At 66.1% G+C, this 15,063-nt stretch carries 11 protein-coding genes, 1 tRNA gene and 1 pseudogene; 4 read left to right on the top strand and 9 right to left on the bottom strand.

From position 1 onward, the window contains the following. Positions 1 to 112: 112 nt before the first annotated feature. Entirely contained in the window at positions 113 to 811 is a 699-nt protein-coding gene (locus ACAD63_RS05035; RefSeq protein ID WP_133093077.1) for a pirin family protein, read from the bottom strand. A gap of 161 nt (positions 812 to 972) precedes the next feature. Here ACAD63_RS05035 and ACAD63_RS05030 point away from each other — a divergent pair, with 161 nt between their 5' ends. Both ACAD63_RS05030 and gluQRS read left to right on the top strand, forming a co-directional pair. Next, positions 973 to 1,893, top strand: a complete 921-nt coding sequence (locus ACAD63_RS05030) for a LysR family transcriptional regulator (RefSeq protein WP_133093078.1) — start codon at positions 973 to 975, stop codon at positions 1,891 to 1,893. A 10-nt stretch (positions 1,894 to 1,903) separates the two neighbouring features. Then, entirely contained in the window at positions 1,904 to 2,809 is a 906-nt protein-coding gene (gene gluQRS, locus ACAD63_RS05025; protein WP_434033519.1) for a tRNA glutamyl-Q(34) synthetase GluQRS, read from the top strand. A 51-nt stretch (positions 2,810 to 2,860) separates the two neighbouring features. Here gluQRS and ACAD63_RS05020 read toward each other — a convergent pair whose 3' ends face one another. Further along, complete coding sequence (locus tag ACAD63_RS05020; RefSeq protein ID WP_195427340.1) at positions 2,861 to 4,357, bottom strand: DEAD/DEAH box helicase; 1,497 nt, start codon at positions 4,355 to 4,357, stop codon at positions 2,861 to 2,863. A 346-nt stretch (positions 4,358 to 4,703) separates the two neighbouring features. On the opposite strand from ACAD63_RS05020, the gene ACAD63_RS05015 reads away from it, so the two are divergent. Further along, positions 4,704 to 4,841: a hypothetical protein gene (locus ACAD63_RS05015; RefSeq protein ID WP_434033518.1), complete on the top strand. Its 138-nt coding sequence runs from the start codon at positions 4,704 to 4,706 to the stop codon at positions 4,839 to 4,841. Positions 4,842 to 5,515: 674 nt separating this feature from the next. On the opposite strand, the pseudogene ACAD63_RS05010 reads toward ACAD63_RS05015, so the two are convergent. The 6 genes and pseudogenes from ACAD63_RS05010 to ACAD63_RS04985 form a co-directional block, all read right to left on the bottom strand. Further along, positions 5,516 to 5,868 (bottom strand): annotated as a pseudogene (locus ACAD63_RS05010) (DUF1428 domain-containing protein). Positions 5,869 to 6,094: 226 nt separating this feature from the next. After that, positions 6,095 to 6,173: transfer RNA gene (locus ACAD63_RS05005), tRNA-Ile, on the bottom strand. 10 nt (positions 6,174 to 6,183) lie between these two features. Then, on the bottom strand, positions 6,184 to 8,727 hold the full coding sequence (rpoD, locus tag ACAD63_RS05000) for an RNA polymerase sigma factor RpoD (protein ID WP_133093082.1): 2,544 nt from the start codon (positions 8,725 to 8,727) through the stop codon (positions 6,184 to 6,186). A gap of 201 nt (positions 8,728 to 8,928) precedes the next feature. Next, a complete protein-coding gene (gene dnaG, locus ACAD63_RS04995) occupies positions 8,929 to 10,749 on the bottom strand; it encodes a DNA primase (RefSeq protein ID WP_135705627.1) in 1,821 nt (606 codons plus the stop codon). Between the two features lie 201 nt (positions 10,750 to 10,950). Further along, complete coding sequence (locus ACAD63_RS04990) at positions 10,951 to 11,400, bottom strand: GatB/YqeY domain-containing protein (RefSeq protein WP_133093084.1); 450 nt, start codon at positions 11,398 to 11,400, stop codon at positions 10,951 to 10,953. Positions 11,401 to 11,656: 256 nt separating this feature from the next. Beyond that, positions 11,657 to 12,916 (bottom strand): NAD(P)/FAD-dependent oxidoreductase, encoded by a 1,260-nt coding sequence (locus ACAD63_RS04985; RefSeq protein WP_434033517.1) that lies wholly within the window; start codon positions 12,914 to 12,916, stop codon positions 11,657 to 11,659. Between the two features lie 156 nt (positions 12,917 to 13,072). Here ACAD63_RS04985 and tsaD point away from each other — a divergent pair, with 156 nt between their 5' ends. Further along, a complete protein-coding gene (gene tsaD, locus ACAD63_RS04980) occupies positions 13,073 to 14,107 on the top strand; it encodes a tRNA (adenosine(37)-N6)-threonylcarbamoyltransferase complex transferase subunit TsaD (RefSeq protein WP_434033516.1) in 1,035 nt (344 codons plus the stop codon). Between the two features lie 66 nt (positions 14,108 to 14,173). Here the strand turns inward: tsaD and folE2 are convergent, their stop codons facing one another. Continuing rightward, positions 14,174 to 14,977 carry a GTP cyclohydrolase FolE2 gene (gene folE2, locus ACAD63_RS04975; RefSeq protein ID WP_434033515.1) on the bottom strand — a complete coding sequence of 268 codons (804 nt, stop codon included), beginning with the start codon at positions 14,975 to 14,977 and terminating at the stop codon, positions 14,174 to 14,176. Positions 14,978 to 15,063: the final 86 nt, after the last annotated feature.

The raw sequence follows: 15,063 nt of genomic DNA, 5'->3' as shown, positions 1-15,063 counted from the left end.
AATGCATAGCGAGAAGATAGCACAGCGGTACCTGACCCTACCCGTTGCGACACAAAAAGCAAAAGCCCGCCGGTTGGCGGGCAGGATTTTCAAGCGAATCTACGCGTGATGGTCAGGGCAGGTCGAACACCAGCACCTCGGCGTCATCGCCACCAGACAGCGCGACCTCGCCGACCGACTCCAGCTTGGCCGCATCGCCCGCTTCCAGCGCCTTGCCGTTGACCAGCACGCGGCCACGCGCGACATGGACATAGGCGCGGCGACCCGGCGCGAGGGCCAGCGTGGCGGCCTCCTCGCCATCGAGCAGCCCGGCGTACAGGCGCACGTCCTGGTGCACCACCACCGAGCCGTCGGCGCCGTCCTGGCTGGCCACCAGGCGCAGCTTGCCGCGCTTGTCGGCCGCCTCGAAGTGCTTTTCCTCGTAGCCCGGCTCGATGCCATTCTGCGCAGGCATGATCCAGATCTGCAGGAAGTGGGTCGTATCGTGCGCGGCGTGGTTGTACTCCGAGTGCCGCACACCGGTGCCGGCGCTCATGCGCTGCACGTCGCCCGGACGGATCACGCTGCCGTTGCCCATGCTGTCCTTGTGCGCCAGTTCGCCTTCGAGCACGTAGCTGATGATCTCCATGTCGCGGTGGCCGTGCGTGCCGAAGCCCATGCCCGGCGCGACGCGGTCCTCGTTGATCACGCGCAGCGGCCCGAACTGCACATGCTGCGGATCGTAGTAGTCGGCAAACGAGAACGAATGATAGGACTTCAGCCAGCCGTGATCCGCATAACCGCGCTCTGCAGACTTTCTGATTTCAATCATTTTGATGGCCCTCCTTGGCCTGTATCCGTGTCGCCACCGGCATCCGAACTGCCTGGGACCGCTGGATGGCATGTATTGCGTTGTTGATGCTAGGAAGTTTAGGCCCCGACGCGTATATTTACGGGGACCGCCTTAGAAGCACTCATTCAGTTTTTCTGAATATGCCACTCTCACTCGAATCCCTCGAAGTCCTGGACGCCATCGAGCGCAAGGGCAGCTTCGCCGCCGCCGCCCACGAGATGGGCAAGGTGCCCTCCGCGCTGACCTATGTGGTGCGCAAGCTGGAAGAAGACCTGGACGTGCTGCTGTTCGACCGGCGCCGGCACCGCGCCGAGCTGACCCCGGCCGGACGCGCACTGCTCGACGAAGGCCGCCACCTGCTGCACGCCGCCGACGACCTGGCGCGCCGCGTCAAGCGGCTGGCCACCGGCTGGGAAGCCACGCTGACCATCGTGGTGGACGACCTGATCAATTTCCGCGCGCTGCTGCCGGTGGTCCACGACTTCTATGCAGAGAACACTGCCACGCGGCTGCGCTTTGCCAAGGAAGTGCTGGGCGGCGCCTGGGACGCGCTGGTCAGCAACCGTGCCGACCTGGTGATCGGCGGCGCCTACGACGCGCCCAGCACGCAGGGCTTCCAGATCCGCCCGCTGGGTACGATGCCGTTCGTGTTCGCGGTGGCGGCGCACCATCCGCTGGCCACCGAGGAAGGCCCGCTCACCACCATCCAGATCGCCAGGCACCGCATCGTCGCGGTGGGCGATACCTCGCGCAACCTGCCCGCGCGCACCCATGGCGTGCTGGCCGGCCAGGACGTGCTGGTGGTGCCGACCATGCGCGACAAGCTGGAAGCGCAGATCCGGGGCCTGGGCTGCGGCTGGCTGCCGGCGCCGATGGCGCAGCCGCATATCGAGAGCGGCGTGCTGCAGGCGCGCGAGACCGTCGAGGTGCGCGCCCCGGGCAACTTCAAGGTGGCGTGGCGCACCAGCAACCGCGGCAAGGCGCTGCAGTGGTGGGCCGGCAAGCTGGAAGACCCGCGCTTGGCGCAGGCACTGCTGCTGCAACCCGAACTCGCCGGCTGAGGGTGTCCGCATGGCAGTGACGGCTGCAATGTTTGCCTCGGCGGCCGGCTACCGCGGCCGCTTTGCCCCCTCGCCGACCGGCCCGCTGCATATGGGCTCGCTGGTCACCGCGCTGGCCAGCTGGCTGGATGCGCGCGCGCACGGCGGCCAGTGGCTGGTGCGTATCGAGGACATCGACATGCCGCGCTGCGTGCGCGGCGCCGACCAGGACATCCTGCAGACGCTGGCGCGCCTGGGCATGACGCCGGACGAGCCGCCCGTGTGGCAGAGCCGGCGCGAGGCGCACTACGCCGAGGCGCTGCGCCGGCTCGATGCCGCCGGGCAGCTCTACCCCTGCGGCTGCTCACGCAAGGAAATCGCCGATTCGCTGGTGCACGTGCGCGAGCGGCACCAGACGCTGGGCTACCCCGGCATTTGCCGTCATGGCCTGAACGGCAAGCTGCCGCGCGCGTGGCGCGTGCGCGTGCCGGACGGCCCGGCCGCCACGATCTGCTTTGACGACCGCTGGCAGGGGCGCCAGTGCCAGGACCTCGAGACCGAGCTGGGGGACTTCGTGCTGCGCCGTGCCGACGGGCTGTGGGCCTACCAGCTGGCGGTGGTGGTGGATGATGGCCTGCAGGGCATCACGCATATCGTGCGTGGCGCCGACCTGCTTGACTCGACGCCGCGGCAGATCCACCTGCAGCACCTGCTGGACCTGCCCACGCCGAGCTACCTGCACGTGCCGGTGGTGGTCAACGAGATCGGGGAAAAGCTGAGCAAGCAGAGCGGCGCGCAGGCGATCGACACCGGCGCTCCTCTGGAGGCGCTGCGCCAGGCCGGCATGAACCTGGGACTGGCGAACCACGAAGGCAATGTGCGGGACTGGCTGGCGCGCGCCACGGAGGACTGGCGCCAGCGAATGGCGGCGGCCTGACCCGCAGGCCGCCTCGGGCGGGTCGCCCAATCAGGACTTAGGACTTAGGATTCAGGACTTGCGCGGCACGCCGCCCAGCAGCGCCGCGACCGGGCGCTTGGGCGCCTGGCGGCCACGGCTCAGCGCGGCGGCGATTTCCTCCGACGGCTTGACCTGCGAGCTGCTTGCGCTGGGCTCGTACGGGCGCGAGAAGAACGGATCGTCGGAAGGGCGGAACACCTGGCGGCTGCCGCTGTGCTCGTGGCGGCGCGGCCGCTCCTCGTCGCCGCTGCCGCGCGCACGGCGCAGGTCGCTGCGCTGGCGGCGGCGCTCTGCCTCGTCCTGGCGCGACTTCTCGCCGGTCGGGTCAAAGCCCTCCAGCTTGCCGCGCGGAATGCTGCGCTTGATCAGCTTCTCGATATCGGACAACAGGCGCTCATCGTTGCCCGGCACGTAGATCGACAGCGCATCGCCGCTGGCGCCGGCACGGCCGGTGCGGCCGATACGGTGCACGTAGTCCTCGGCGCTGAACGGCAGGTCGAAGTTGATCACGCATGGCATGTCGGGGATATCGAGCCCGCGCGCCGCCACGTCGGTGGCGACCAGCGCATCGATGGTGCCGCTCTTGAAGCCGTCCAGCGTCTGCATGCGCTCGGTCTGGGTCTTGTCACCATGGATCGCGGCGGCGTTGATGCCCTCGCGCTCCAGGTGCCGCGCCAGCCGCGAGCAGCCGATCTTGCTGTTGACGAAGACGATGCACTGGCGCGACTGCGACTGCTCGGCGCGCTGCTTGAGCAGGTGCACCACCGCGGCCTGCTTGTGGCCGTCCTCGACCTGGTACACCGCCTGGCGCACGTTCTCGTTGGTCGAGTTGCTGCGCGCCACTTCGATGGTGACCGGCTGCTTCAGGTAGCTGGCGGCCAGCCGCTTGATTTCCGGCGAGAACGTGGCCGAGAACAGCAGCGTCTGGCGCTGTGCCGGCAGCAGGTTGATGATGCGCTGCAGGTCCGGCAGGAAGCCCATGTCGAGCATGCGGTCGGCTTCGTCCAGCACCAGCATCTGCACCTGCGACAGGTTGACCGACTTCTGCTGCACGTGGTCGAGCAGGCGGCCCGGCGTGGCCACCAGGATCTCGACGCCGCGGCGCAGGGCGTCGGTCTGCGGATTCATGTCAACGCCGCCGAACACCACCGTGCTGCGCAGGTCGGTGTGCTTGGCGTAGCGGGCGACGTTGTCGTAGACCTGGTCGGCCAGTTCGCGCGTGGGCGTCAGCATCAGCGCGCGCACCGGATGGCGCGCCGGCGAGGCGCTGGCATTGGCCAGCGGCAACAGGCGCTGGATGATCGGCAGCGCGAAGCCGGCGGTCTTGCCGGTGCCGGTCTGCGCGGCGCCCATCACGTCCTTGCCGAGCAGCACGACGGGAATGGCCTGTGCCTGGATCGGCGTGGGCGTGGTGTAGCCCTGGTCGGACAAGGCACGCAGGATGCGCGCGTCCAGGCCAAAGCTTTCGAAGGTCTGCACCGCGGTCTGCCCGGCGGTGGTGGGTTCTGGTGCGGTCGTAGTGGTCATGGGTATCGGTGTCTGGCGGGAGGCGAACCCGGCACAAACGGATACGCGTCTGGAACTCATCTCGCCCTGGCTCTCGGCTGACACCGGGGAGGCGCCGGCGCGGCCATGCCGCTTGCACAGGGCTTGCAGCTTTTGGCCAAGAGAATCAAAGACTTAAATTTTAGCATTTCTGCCGCTAGAGTGACCAGCATGGGGCGGGTGTGCAGGCGCGCCGCGACACTGCGCGGCCCCCGCCGGGGCGATTTCAAGAAACTGTCACATCGGCAATGGATGATGCGGCGGCACCGTTGACAAGGCGAGCCAGAACCGGCCGCGCGGACGCCACCTTCCGACCACCGAGACCAATATGGACTTCGAGCAATTCCGCCAGACCTGCCAGCAGTTCCTGCGCACTTCGAGCCAGTTCCTAGGCCTGGCCACCGTCCTGCCCTTGCCGGCGCGGCCGGCGAGTCAGCCGGCCCAGCCTGCACAGCAGGCGGCCTGACAGGGAGATCCGTCCACCACCGGCGCGGCGTCCAGGTGACTCGGTCGCCGCGGATGCCGTTGTCCTGGATCATCTTGCCCCACTTCGTGTAGCCGCCGCACATGAGGCCTGCCATGGGTCCAGCTGGTCGCCTGGCAAGGAAAAAGCCCCGGTGCCGGGGAGGGCAGCGGGGCTCAAGTGGTAGCGGGGCAACCTTCCGATTACCCACGCGGTGATCTTGTCCGATCGCGCCAAGGCCCACATCACCCAAATGCGGGTCGTACGGCCGACAACAGAGCGCCGGGCGGCGCGCGCCTGGCGTCACCTGTAAAGCCTGTCAATCATCACTCGCACTCGCCCAGCCAGGAATCGGGGTTTTCTCCGAGCGGGTTTCCGCCAGCTTCCGGTCGCGCCGCGCATGGGGTCTACTGGTATCACATTGATATGGCACAGCCAAGGCGGCACATCGCCGCAGTCAATGGAGCACCAAGACGATTCCAATGACCGGGAGACAGACCATGGTGACGAAAAAAGAAGACGCATTCGTACTGAAGAACCTTCTCGCCCTCGCAGCAGTGGAAACCCTGGGCGGCGCGATCGCCCTGGGCATGGTCTTCCACCTGATCTGAACCGGCATGCCTGGCGCCGGCGCTGCCACGTCGGCGCGGTGCTCGTTACGACGGCGCCCTGCGACCTTACTCGTCGACAATCACCTCGAAGCCGCCGTAGATCATCCGCTGACCGTCGAACGGCATCGGGTCCATCCCTTCCTTCAGGCGCGGGTCTTCCATCGCCGCCTTCATGCCGGTGTCGCGCTTCTCCTTTGACGGCCACACGATCCAGGAGAACACCACCGCTTCATCGTCCTTGCGCTTGACCGCCATGGTGAAGGACGTCACCTTTCCCTCCGGCACGTCATCGCCCAGCATTCCACCACCTTCAGCGCGCCGTGCTCCTTGAACACCGCTGCGGCCTTCTGCGCCACCTGGCGGTAGGTTTCGCGATTGGCCTGCGGCACGGCCAGCAAGAATCCGTCGATATAGGACATGGATTTGACTCCTCTTCGGGTTAAACGGGTGCGAACGGGTTGCATCCGACTACCTTAGTCCATCGCTACACGGGCAGAGGTTCCTCCAGGGATCGCGCCCTGCACCTCAACGTGTGGTGTGCTGGCCATTGGAAGCGGCGTTGCCACATGCGGGCTTCTGGAAGTCACTGGCGACAAAGCAAAGAAGGGGTTACGGCATTCACCGTAACCCCTTCTTTCACAGCATTGGTGGGCCTCCCGTGAGTCGAACACGGCACCAACGGATTATGAGTCCGCTGCTCTAACCAGGCATGAGCTAGAGGCCCTTGGAAGCGTTTAGTTGCCTTCCAGGAAACTCTTCAGCTTGTCGGAGCGGCTCGGGTGGCGCAGCTTGCGCAGGGCCTTGGCCTCGATCTGGCGGATCCGTTCGCGCGTGACGTCGAACTGCTTGCCGACCTCTTCCAGCGTGTGGTCGGTGCTCATTTCGATGCCGAAGCGCATGCGCAGCACCTTGGCTTCGCGCGGCGTCAGCGAGTCCAGCACGTCCTTGACGACGTCGCGCATGGAGCCGTGCAGCGCCGCTTCGGCCGGGGCCAGCGTGTTGGTGTCCTCGATGAAGTCCCCCAGATGGGAGTCGTCGTCGTCACCGATCGGCGTTTCCATGGAGATCGGTTCCTTGGCGATCTTCATGATCTTGCGGATCTTGTCTTCCGGCATCTCCATCTTCTCGGCCAGCGTTGCCGGATCCGGTTCATTGCCGGTTTCCTGCAGGATCTGGCGCGAGATGCGGTTCATCTTGTTGATCGTCTCGATCATGTGCACCGGAATACGAATGGTGCGCGCCTGGTCGGCGATCGAGCGCGTGATGGCCTGGCGGATCCACCACGTGGCATACGTCGAGAACTTGTAGCCGCGGCGGTATTCGAACTTGTCCACCGCCTTCATCAGGCCGATGTTGCCTTCCTGGATCAGGTCGAGGAACTGCAGGCCGCGATTGGTGTACTTCTTGGCGATCGAGATCACCAGGCGCAGGTTGGCCTCGGTCATCTCGCGCTTGGCTTCGCGGGCACGACGCTCGCCCTCGGCCATCTTGCGGTTGACGCCCTTCAGTTCCTTCAGCGGCAGCACCACGCGCGACTGCAGGTCGATCAGCTTCTGCTGCAGCTCATGCACTGCCGGCACGTTGCGCTCGACGATGGCGCTGTAGCCCTTGCCGTCGGCCACCACGGTGTTGATCCACTCGAGGTTGGTCTCGTTGCCCGGGAAACGGGCGACGAATTCCGAGCGCGGCATGCCGCACTTGTCGACCACGATATTCAGGATCGAGCGCTCGAGCTTGCGCACTTCGTCCACCTGGCCGCGCAGCGTGTCGCACAGGCGCTCGACATTGCGGGCGGTGAAGCGGATGCCCATCAGTTCGGCCTGGATGGCTTCCTGGGCCTTGACATAAGGCTTGGACTTGTAGCCCTCCTTCTCGAAGGCACGGCGCATCTTGTCGAACTGCTCGGCGATCACGCGGAATTTTTCCAGCGCGTTCTGCTTCAGCTCTTCCAGCTGGCGCGCGGAGGCACCGGCGCCGGCGCCGCCTTCGTCGTCGTCTTCCTCGTCGCCTTCCTCGTCGTCGTTCTCGTCGCCTTCCTCCTCGTCTTCGGACGCCGCGGCCGGGGCCGAGGGGGCTTCCGGGGCTTCATCGGCGTTCGGGTCGATCAGGCCGTCGACGAACTCGTCGATCTTGATCTCGTCATTGGCCACGCGCTCGGCGTGGGCCAGGATCTCGGAGATGGTGACCGGGCATGCCGAGATCGCCATCACCATGTCCTTCAGGCCGGCTTCGATGCGCTTGGCGATTTCGATTTCGCCCTCGCGGGTCAGCAGCTCGACCGTGCCCATTTCACGCATGTACATGCGCACCGGGTCGGTGGTGCGGCCGAACTCGGAGTCAACCGTGGACAGGGCCGCCTCGGCCTCTTCCTCGGCTTCTTCCTCGCTGGTGGCGGACGGCGCGTTGTCATTGAGCAGCAGCGTCTCGGCATCCGGCGCCTGTTCGTAGACGGCGATGCCGATGTCGTTCAGCGTTGCGACCAGCGTGTCGATCGTTTCCGAATCGACCATGTCGTCCGGCAGGTGATCGTTGATCTCCGCGTAGGTCAGGTAGCCGCGCGACTTGCCCAGCTTGATCAGCGCCTTGAGCTTCTGGCGACGCAGCTCGAGCTCCTCTTCCGTCCCCTGCTGGGTCGAGGCGAACTCCTTGAGCAGCGCCTTTTCCTTGGCCTTGCGGTCCTTGGCCTTCTGCTTTTCGGTCTTCGGCGCGGCTGCGGGCGTCGCGGCGCGCACGTCGTTCTCGTAAAACTCTTCAGTCACGTCGTCTGTTGTGCTGTCGTCGTGCTGCATCTCGGCCTTGGGCTTGCGGCCGCGCTTTTTCGGCTCCGGCTTGATTGCCGGGGCAGCGGGACGCTCGGATGCAACGGATGCAGGGGTCGCGGTGCGCGCCTTGGATGCCGTCGCGGTGCTGTCCGCCTTGGCGGCCCCGCTCTTGGCGCCGGCTGCTGCCGCTCGCTTGCTCTCGACTTCGGTATTCTGCTGTTTCGCCACGGTGATACTCTTGCCTTTCACTGGTGCAGACACGGCAACCTTGCCGCTCGTACTGGCGCCCTCGCGTGCCGAAGTCGAGGCCTGTGTTTCCTTGGATGTGCGAGTCCTGGCAGGAGTGGTCACGGCGGGCGCTTGCGCGCTACGCACGGACTTGGATGGCGCAGACCGGGCTGGTGTCCTGACTGGCGCGGTCGATGTCTTCGCCGCCGTCGTTTTCGCAGACGCCTTGCCGCTCCCTGATTGGGGAGCCTTCGTTGTAACCTTTTCGGTTGCTTTGGCCTTTGCCATTGGCACGCTCACTTTCACCAGAACTGGGAAGAAAGATTTCGCAATCCAAACCGGCTATTGTAGCACGCCACGGATAGCCAGCTTCCTGTCAGGTGAGGTTTTCACCTGAAAAATCAAGGCTTAAGCTCGGCGGTGCCGGCCTAGTCCCTCATCCAACGCCTGAACCTGCCTCCCGGTTGATAGCCGTCGCGCCGCCGCGCTTCAGCCAAGTTGACGCCGCCGGTGGATCTCGCCCACCAGCCAGCGCATGCGTTGCTTGGCCGCCTCATCGGCGGTCCCTGCCACGACTTCGGCCTGCAGCATGTCGAGTTCGCGCCGCAACGGCTCTGCCAGCAGCTTGGTGATGGCGGCATCGAACTCCTGCGTCGCAGGCGCCTCTTCGATCTCTTCCTTCAGCACGGCGGTGCGCGCAGCCGCGTACAGTTCGGCATATGGCGACTGGGCCAGCCGCTCGCTGAATGCCGCAAAATTCACCTCGCCCTGCAGGCCATCGCATGTCGACACCAGGTGCGTCAGCACTTCGCTCTCTCCGCCTGTGCCGCCCTCGCCATCCAGCAGCAAGGCGCGCGCGTCTTCGTCGAGCCGGGCGGACAGTGCCGGATAGCACATCAGCAACTGGATCACGCGCTGCTCCAGGCCGGTCGGCGCCTGCCGCCTTGCCCGCGGGCGCGGCTTCTCGAAACGGCCCACGCGGGCCGGATCGCTGCGCAAGCCGCAGATGGCCTCGATCTCGGCAGGTGTCGTACCAGTGGCATCGGCAAGTTCGCGCACAATCTGTAGCCGCAGGCCGCCGGCGGGCATCGCCTGTAGCAGCGGCTTGGCCTCGTACTGGGCGCGGGCCCGGCCCTCGGGCTGGCGCAGGTCAAGCTCCTCGGTCACCGACTGCAGCAGGAAGCGCGACAGCGGCATGGCATTGCGCACCTGCGTGGCAAAGGCTTCGGTGCCCTCTTCGCGCACATAGCTGTCGGGATCGTGCTCGGCCGGCAGGAACAGGAAGCGGATGGTCTTGTTGTCGGCCACATGCGGCAGGCAGGCTTCGAGTGCCCTTCGCGCCGCACGGCGGCCGGCGGCATCGCCGTCGAACGAGAACACCACCGCGTCGGTCTGGCGCAGCAACTTCTGCACGTGCACGGGGGTGCACGCCGTGCCGAGGGTAGCGACGGCATTGGCAAAACCGAGCTGGGCCAGTGCCACGACGTCCATATACCCTTCGACCACCAATACGTATCCGGTTTCCCGGATGGCATGGCGCGCCTCGAACAGGCCGTATAGTTCGGTCCCCTTGCTGAACAGCGGGGTTTCCGGCGAGTTCAGGTACTTGGGCTCGCCCTGGCCCATTACGCGGCCGCCGAAGCCGATCACGGCTCCCTTGGTGTTGCGGATGGGGAACATGATCCGGTCGCGAAAGCGGTCATAGCGCCGCGGCTTGCCGTCGGGGTCGCGCTTGTCGCTTTCGATCAGCAGGCCCGATTCGGCCAGCGGCGCGGCGATATTGTCGTCGCGATAGCTGCCGAACACCGCTTCCAGCCCCTGCCAGTCGTCCGGCGCATAGCCCAGGCCGAACTGCGCGGCGATCTCGCCGGTCAGCCCGCGCCCCTTCAGGTACTGGATCGCCTGCGGCGCGGTGCGCAGCTGGCGGCGGTAGAAGTCGGTCGCGCGGGTCATGGCGTCGGACAGCGCCACCGAGCGGGCCTGCTGTTCGGCGCGTTGCCCCGGCGGCAGCCGGTCGCGCTCTTCCGGCACGGTCATGCCGACCGACTGCGCCAGCTCGCGCACCGCCTCCGGGTAGGACTGGCCGGAGTACTCCATCAGGAAACCGATGGCCGAGCCATGGGCGCCGCAGCCGAAGCAGTGGTAGAACTGCTTGGTCGGCGAAACCGTGAACGACGGCGATTTCTCGTTATGGAAGGGGCACAGCCCCATGAAATTCGCGCCGCCCTTCTTCAGCTGCACATACTTGCCCACCACATCGACAATGTCGACACGGTTGAGCAGGTCCTGAATAAAGGATTGCGGAATCACCCGACTGACCGTCCTGAGGCTTGGCCGTCCCGCGACGGGAGGCAATTTCTAGGAATGCGTGACCGGTGCGGCGCCCGGTTGCTATCGGAATATTGTAGTGCAGCGCGCTCAGGCCGCCCGCAATGTTTATCAACTCCGTGCATTTACGCCGAATCCCGACGATCCGGCGTGCATCACGCCTATATCTGATTAAATCAGCACTTACTTCGGAGCCAGCGCCGCCTTGACCAGCGCCGACACGGCCGTCATGTCGGCACGGCCGGCGAGCTTGCCCTTGAGTACGCCCATGACCTTGCCCATGTCCTGCGGGCCGGCAGCCCCGGTGGCGGCGACCGCCTGCTGGACTTCGGCGGCGACTTCGGCCTCGGACAGCGCGGCGGGCATGTAGACCTTCAGCACCTCGACTTCGGCAAGTTCCTTGTCGGCCAGGTCGTTGCGGCCGGCCTGCTGGAACTGGGAGATTGAATCCTTGCGCTGCTTGATCAGCTTCTCAACCACGGCCAGCACGGCGGTATCGTCAAGTTCCGTGCGCTCGTCGACCTCGCGCTGCTTGATCGCGGCCAGAAGCAGGCGGATGGTGCCGAGGCGCTCGGTTTCGCGGGCGCGCATGGCGGTCTTCATATCTTCGCTGATACGGGCTTTGAGGGACATCGTGATCTTCCAGAAAGTGTGCGGACACTCACAGGTGGCGGCGAGAGCCGCCCACTGCAAGGCCCATAACGCAAAAACCCGCCGAAGCGTGGCGCCACAGCGGGTTGGTGCAAGCGCGAGGCCCGGTTCAGAACAGCTTCGATTTTCGGGATAGCGGCTTTACGAAGTTCTGGATTGTAGCACCAAGCCCCGAGCACGGAAGTGGCGCGCAACGGGCACGGAAAAAGCGGGCCCTGAGTACAAACAGGATCGGCGGTCAGGCCACTGACTGTCCCGCGGCAGCGCTGCGGCTGGCCTCCGCCACCGCCTTGCCTGCCGCGACGGCGGACGCCCAGGCCCATTGGAAGTTGTAGCCGCCCAGCCAGCCCGTCACATCGACCACCTCGCCGATGAAGTAGAGCCCCGGCACCTCGCGCGCCATCATCGTGGCCGAGGACAGCGCGCGCGTATCGACGCCGCCGATCGTCACCTCAGCCTTGCGATAGCCTTCGGTGCCCGACGGCACAATGCGCCAGCCGTTGAGCGATGCGCCAAGCTTGCGCAGTCCCTTGTCCGTGACATCGTGCAGCGGCATGGCGGCATCCACGCCAGCGGCGGCGCACCATGCGTCGGCCAGCCGCGCCGGCAGCCGCTGCGCCAGCAGGTTGCCGAGGTGCTTGCGGCTGCCGCCCTTCTGCTCCAGCAGCCAGGCCGCGGCGTCTTCTCCGTCGAACAGGTCGATGGCAATCGGCGTGCCCGGCTTCCAGTAGCTCGAGATCTGCAGCACCGCCGGCCCGGACAACCCGCGGTGCGTCCACAGCAGGTCTTCGCGGAACGCGCCCGCCGTCTTGCCGTTGCCGGTGGCGACATCCACCTCCAGAGACACGCCGGCCAGCGGCGCGAACGGGGTCCAGTCCTTGCCGTCGAAAGTCAGCGGCACCAGCGCCGGCCGGGTTTCGACGATGCCCAGCCCGAACTGGCGCGCGATGCGGTAGCCGAAGTCGGTGGCGCCGATCTTGGGGATCGACAGCCCGCCGGTTGCCACCACGAGGGCGCCGGCGCGGATCGTGCCGGCGGAGGTCAGCAACACGAAGTCATCGCCCTCGCGGCGGACTTCCGCTACCGCACAGGCGGTCTGCCAGCGTACGCGGCCGGTGTCGCATTCCGCGCGCAGCATGGCGATCACGTCCTCGGCGCTGTCATTGCAGAACAGCTGGCCGCGATGTTTCTCATGCCAGGCGATGCCGTGGCGGCGCATCAGGTCGAGGAAGTCCTGCGGGGTATAGCGCGCCAGCGCGGAGCGGCAGAAGTGCGGATTGGACGACAGGTAGTTGGCCGGCCCCGCCTGCAGGTTGGTGAAATTGCAGCGGCCGCCGCCGGAGATGCGGATCTTCTCGGCCAGTTTGGTCGCGTGATCGACCAGCACCACGCTGGCGCCGTTCTGGCCGGCGACGGCGGCGCACATCATGCCGGCCGCGCCCGCGCCCAGCACGGCCACGTCATACCGGCCCGTCCGGGTTCCCGTCGCCCCGCTCATTGCTCGCCTCGCCAATCCATCTGTTGCCACCGCTCAAGAAAGGGCAGATTGTAGCGAAAAGCACGCTGCCCGCCGCTGTGCTACCCTGCGCGCTTCCTGCAACCTGTTGTTTCGACGGCCGTTTCGCCTTTCGCTGCGGCCTTTGGCTTCTTCCTCATGCTTGTCCTCGGCATCGAATCTTCCTGCGACGAAACCGGGCTGGCCCTCTACGACACCGAGGCCGGCCTGCTGGCGCATGCACTGCATTCGCAGATCGCCATGCACCGCGACTATGGTGGCGTGGTCCCCGAACTTGCCTCGCGCGACCATATCCGCCGTGTGCTGCCGCTGCTCGAACAGGTGCTGGCCGATGCCGGCCGCACCCGCCGGGACATCGACGCCATCGCCTTTACCCAGGGGCCGGGTCTTGCCGGCGCGCTGCTGGTCGGCGCCTCGGTCGCCAATGCGCTGGGCTTTGCGCTGAACGTGCCGATGGTCGGCGTGCACCATCTCGAAGGCCACCTGCTGTCGCCGCTGCTGACGCGCGAGCCGCCGCCGTTCCCGTTCGTGGCGCTGCTGGTGTCCGGCGGGCATACCCAGCTGATGGACGTGCGCGGCGTCGGCGATTACACGCTGCTGGGCGAGACGCTGGACGATGCCGCCGGCGAGGCCTTCGACAAGACCGCCAAGCTGCTCGGCCTGGGCTATCCCGGCGGGCCGGAAGTATCACGAATGGCCGAGTTCGGCACGCCCGGCGCGTTCGCGCTGCCCCGGCCGATGCTGCATTCGGGCAATCTCGATTTTTCCTTCGCGGGGCTGAAGACCGCGGTGCTGACGCAAACCCGCAAGCTGTCCAATACCTGCGAGCAGGACCGCGCCAACCTGGCGCGCGCCTTTGTCGAAGCGATCGTCGATGTGCTGGCGGCGAAGTCGTTCGCGGCGCTGAAGCAGACCGGCCACAAGCGGCTGGTGGTGGCCGGCGGCGTCGGCGCCAACCGGCAGCTGCGCGAGCGGCTGGACCTGCTCGGCAGGCAGCGCAGGATCGACGTGTATTACCCGGACCTGGCGTTCTGCACCGATAACGGCGCGATGATTGCATTTGCCGGCGCGATGCGCCTGCAGGCGGCGCCGGAACTGGCGCGGCGCGAGTACGGCTATGGCGTGACGCCGAGGTGGGACCTGGCGGATATCCGGCTGCCGTCCGCGGCCTGACGGTTCCCTCGCCAAAGGAAGAAGCCACCGCGTGCGGTGGCTTCTTCGTTTCAGCAACTTGGGGGATCAGTTCACCCGCTTGTCCCGCTCGATCACCGCATACGCGCTGTGGTTGTGGATCGACTCGAAGTTCTCCGCTTCCAGTACATAGGCCACGATGCGCTCATCCGCATTCAGCCGCATCGCGATATCGCGCACCAGGTCTTCGACGAACTTGGGGTTCTCGTACGCGCGCTCGGTGACGAACTTCTCGTCCGGGCGTTTGAGCAGCCCCCACAGTTCGCACGACGCCTCTTCCTCGGCCATCCGCACCAGCGCTTCCACCGGCAGTTCCGCAGCCAGTTCCACGTCCATCGTGATATGCGAGCGCTGGTTATGCGCGCCGTACTGCGAGATCTTCTTCGAGCACGGGCACAGGCTGGTCACCGGCACCATCGCCTTCAGGAACACGCGCGTCTGGCCGTTGCGCACTTCGCCGGTCAGCGTGACCTCATAGTCCAGCAGCGACTCCACGCCCGACACCGGCGCGATCTTGCTGATGAAGTACGGGAAGGTGACCTCGATGCGGCCCGCCTCGGCTTCCAGCTTTTCCAGCATCTTGCCGAGCAGCAGGCAGAAGCTGGCCAGCTCCAGCGGCGCGCGCTCTTCTTCCAGCAGCGCGACGAAGCGCGACATATGCGTGCCCTTCTGGTCCGCCGGCAGGTGCACGTCGAGGTTGAAGGTACCCACGCTCGGCATGATGCCGGCCGGGGTCTTCAGGGTCACGGGATATCGCACGCCCTTGACACCGACGCGCTGGATGGGGATCTGGCGGGTGTCGAGGCTCGACTGGACGTCGGGCATCACGAAGGCGGGATTGATGTCATTCATCTACGGTTTCCTCCAGGGCTGCACCAGCGTTTGAGCGTTTGAGCATTTGAGCGCTTGGCACAGGTCCTTACGGTCGCGGCATTTTC

Origin of the sequence: Cupriavidus sp. a3 (assembly GCF_051015765.1) — a bacterium.
GTDB lineage: Bacteria > Pseudomonadota > Gammaproteobacteria > Burkholderiales > Burkholderiaceae > Cupriavidus > Cupriavidus oxalaticus_A.
Note: the sequence above shows the minus strand (reverse complement) of the source record. Positions and strands in the feature narration are given on the sequence as shown.

Excerpts from the sequence above, each read along its gene's own strand:
- tsaD (WP_434033516.1), top strand. The coding sequence starts at position 13,073 with ATGCTTGTCCTCGGCATCGAATCTTCCTGCGACGAAACCGGGCTGGCC.
- ACAD63_RS05035 (WP_133093077.1), bottom strand. The coding sequence starts at position 811 with ATGATTGAAATCAGAAAGTCTGCAGAGCGCGGTTATGCGGATCACGGC.
- ACAD63_RS04985 (WP_434033517.1), bottom strand. The coding sequence starts at position 12,916 with ATGAGCGGGGCGACGGGAACCCGGACGGGCCGGTATGACGTGGCCGTG.
- rpoD (WP_133093082.1), bottom strand. The coding sequence starts at position 8,727 with ATGGCAAAGGCCAAAGCAACCGAAAAGGTTACAACGAAGGCTCCCCAA.
- ACAD63_RS04990 (WP_133093084.1), bottom strand. The coding sequence starts at position 11,400 with ATGTCCCTCAAAGCCCGTATCAGCGAAGATATGAAGACCGCCATGCGC.
- gluQRS (WP_434033519.1), top strand. The coding sequence starts at position 1,904 with ATGGCAGTGACGGCTGCAATGTTTGCCTCGGCGGCCGGCTACCGCGGC.
- folE2 (WP_434033515.1), bottom strand. The coding sequence starts at position 14,977 with ATGAATGACATCAATCCCGCCTTCGTGATGCCCGACGTCCAGTCGAGC.
- ACAD63_RS05030 (WP_133093078.1), top strand. The coding sequence starts at position 973 with ATGCCACTCTCACTCGAATCCCTCGAAGTCCTGGACGCCATCGAGCGC.
- ACAD63_RS05020 (WP_195427340.1), bottom strand. The coding sequence starts at position 4,357 with ATGACCACTACGACCGCACCAGAACCCACCACCGCCGGGCAGACCGCG.
- ACAD63_RS05015 (WP_434033518.1), top strand. The coding sequence starts at position 4,704 with ATGGACTTCGAGCAATTCCGCCAGACCTGCCAGCAGTTCCTGCGCACT.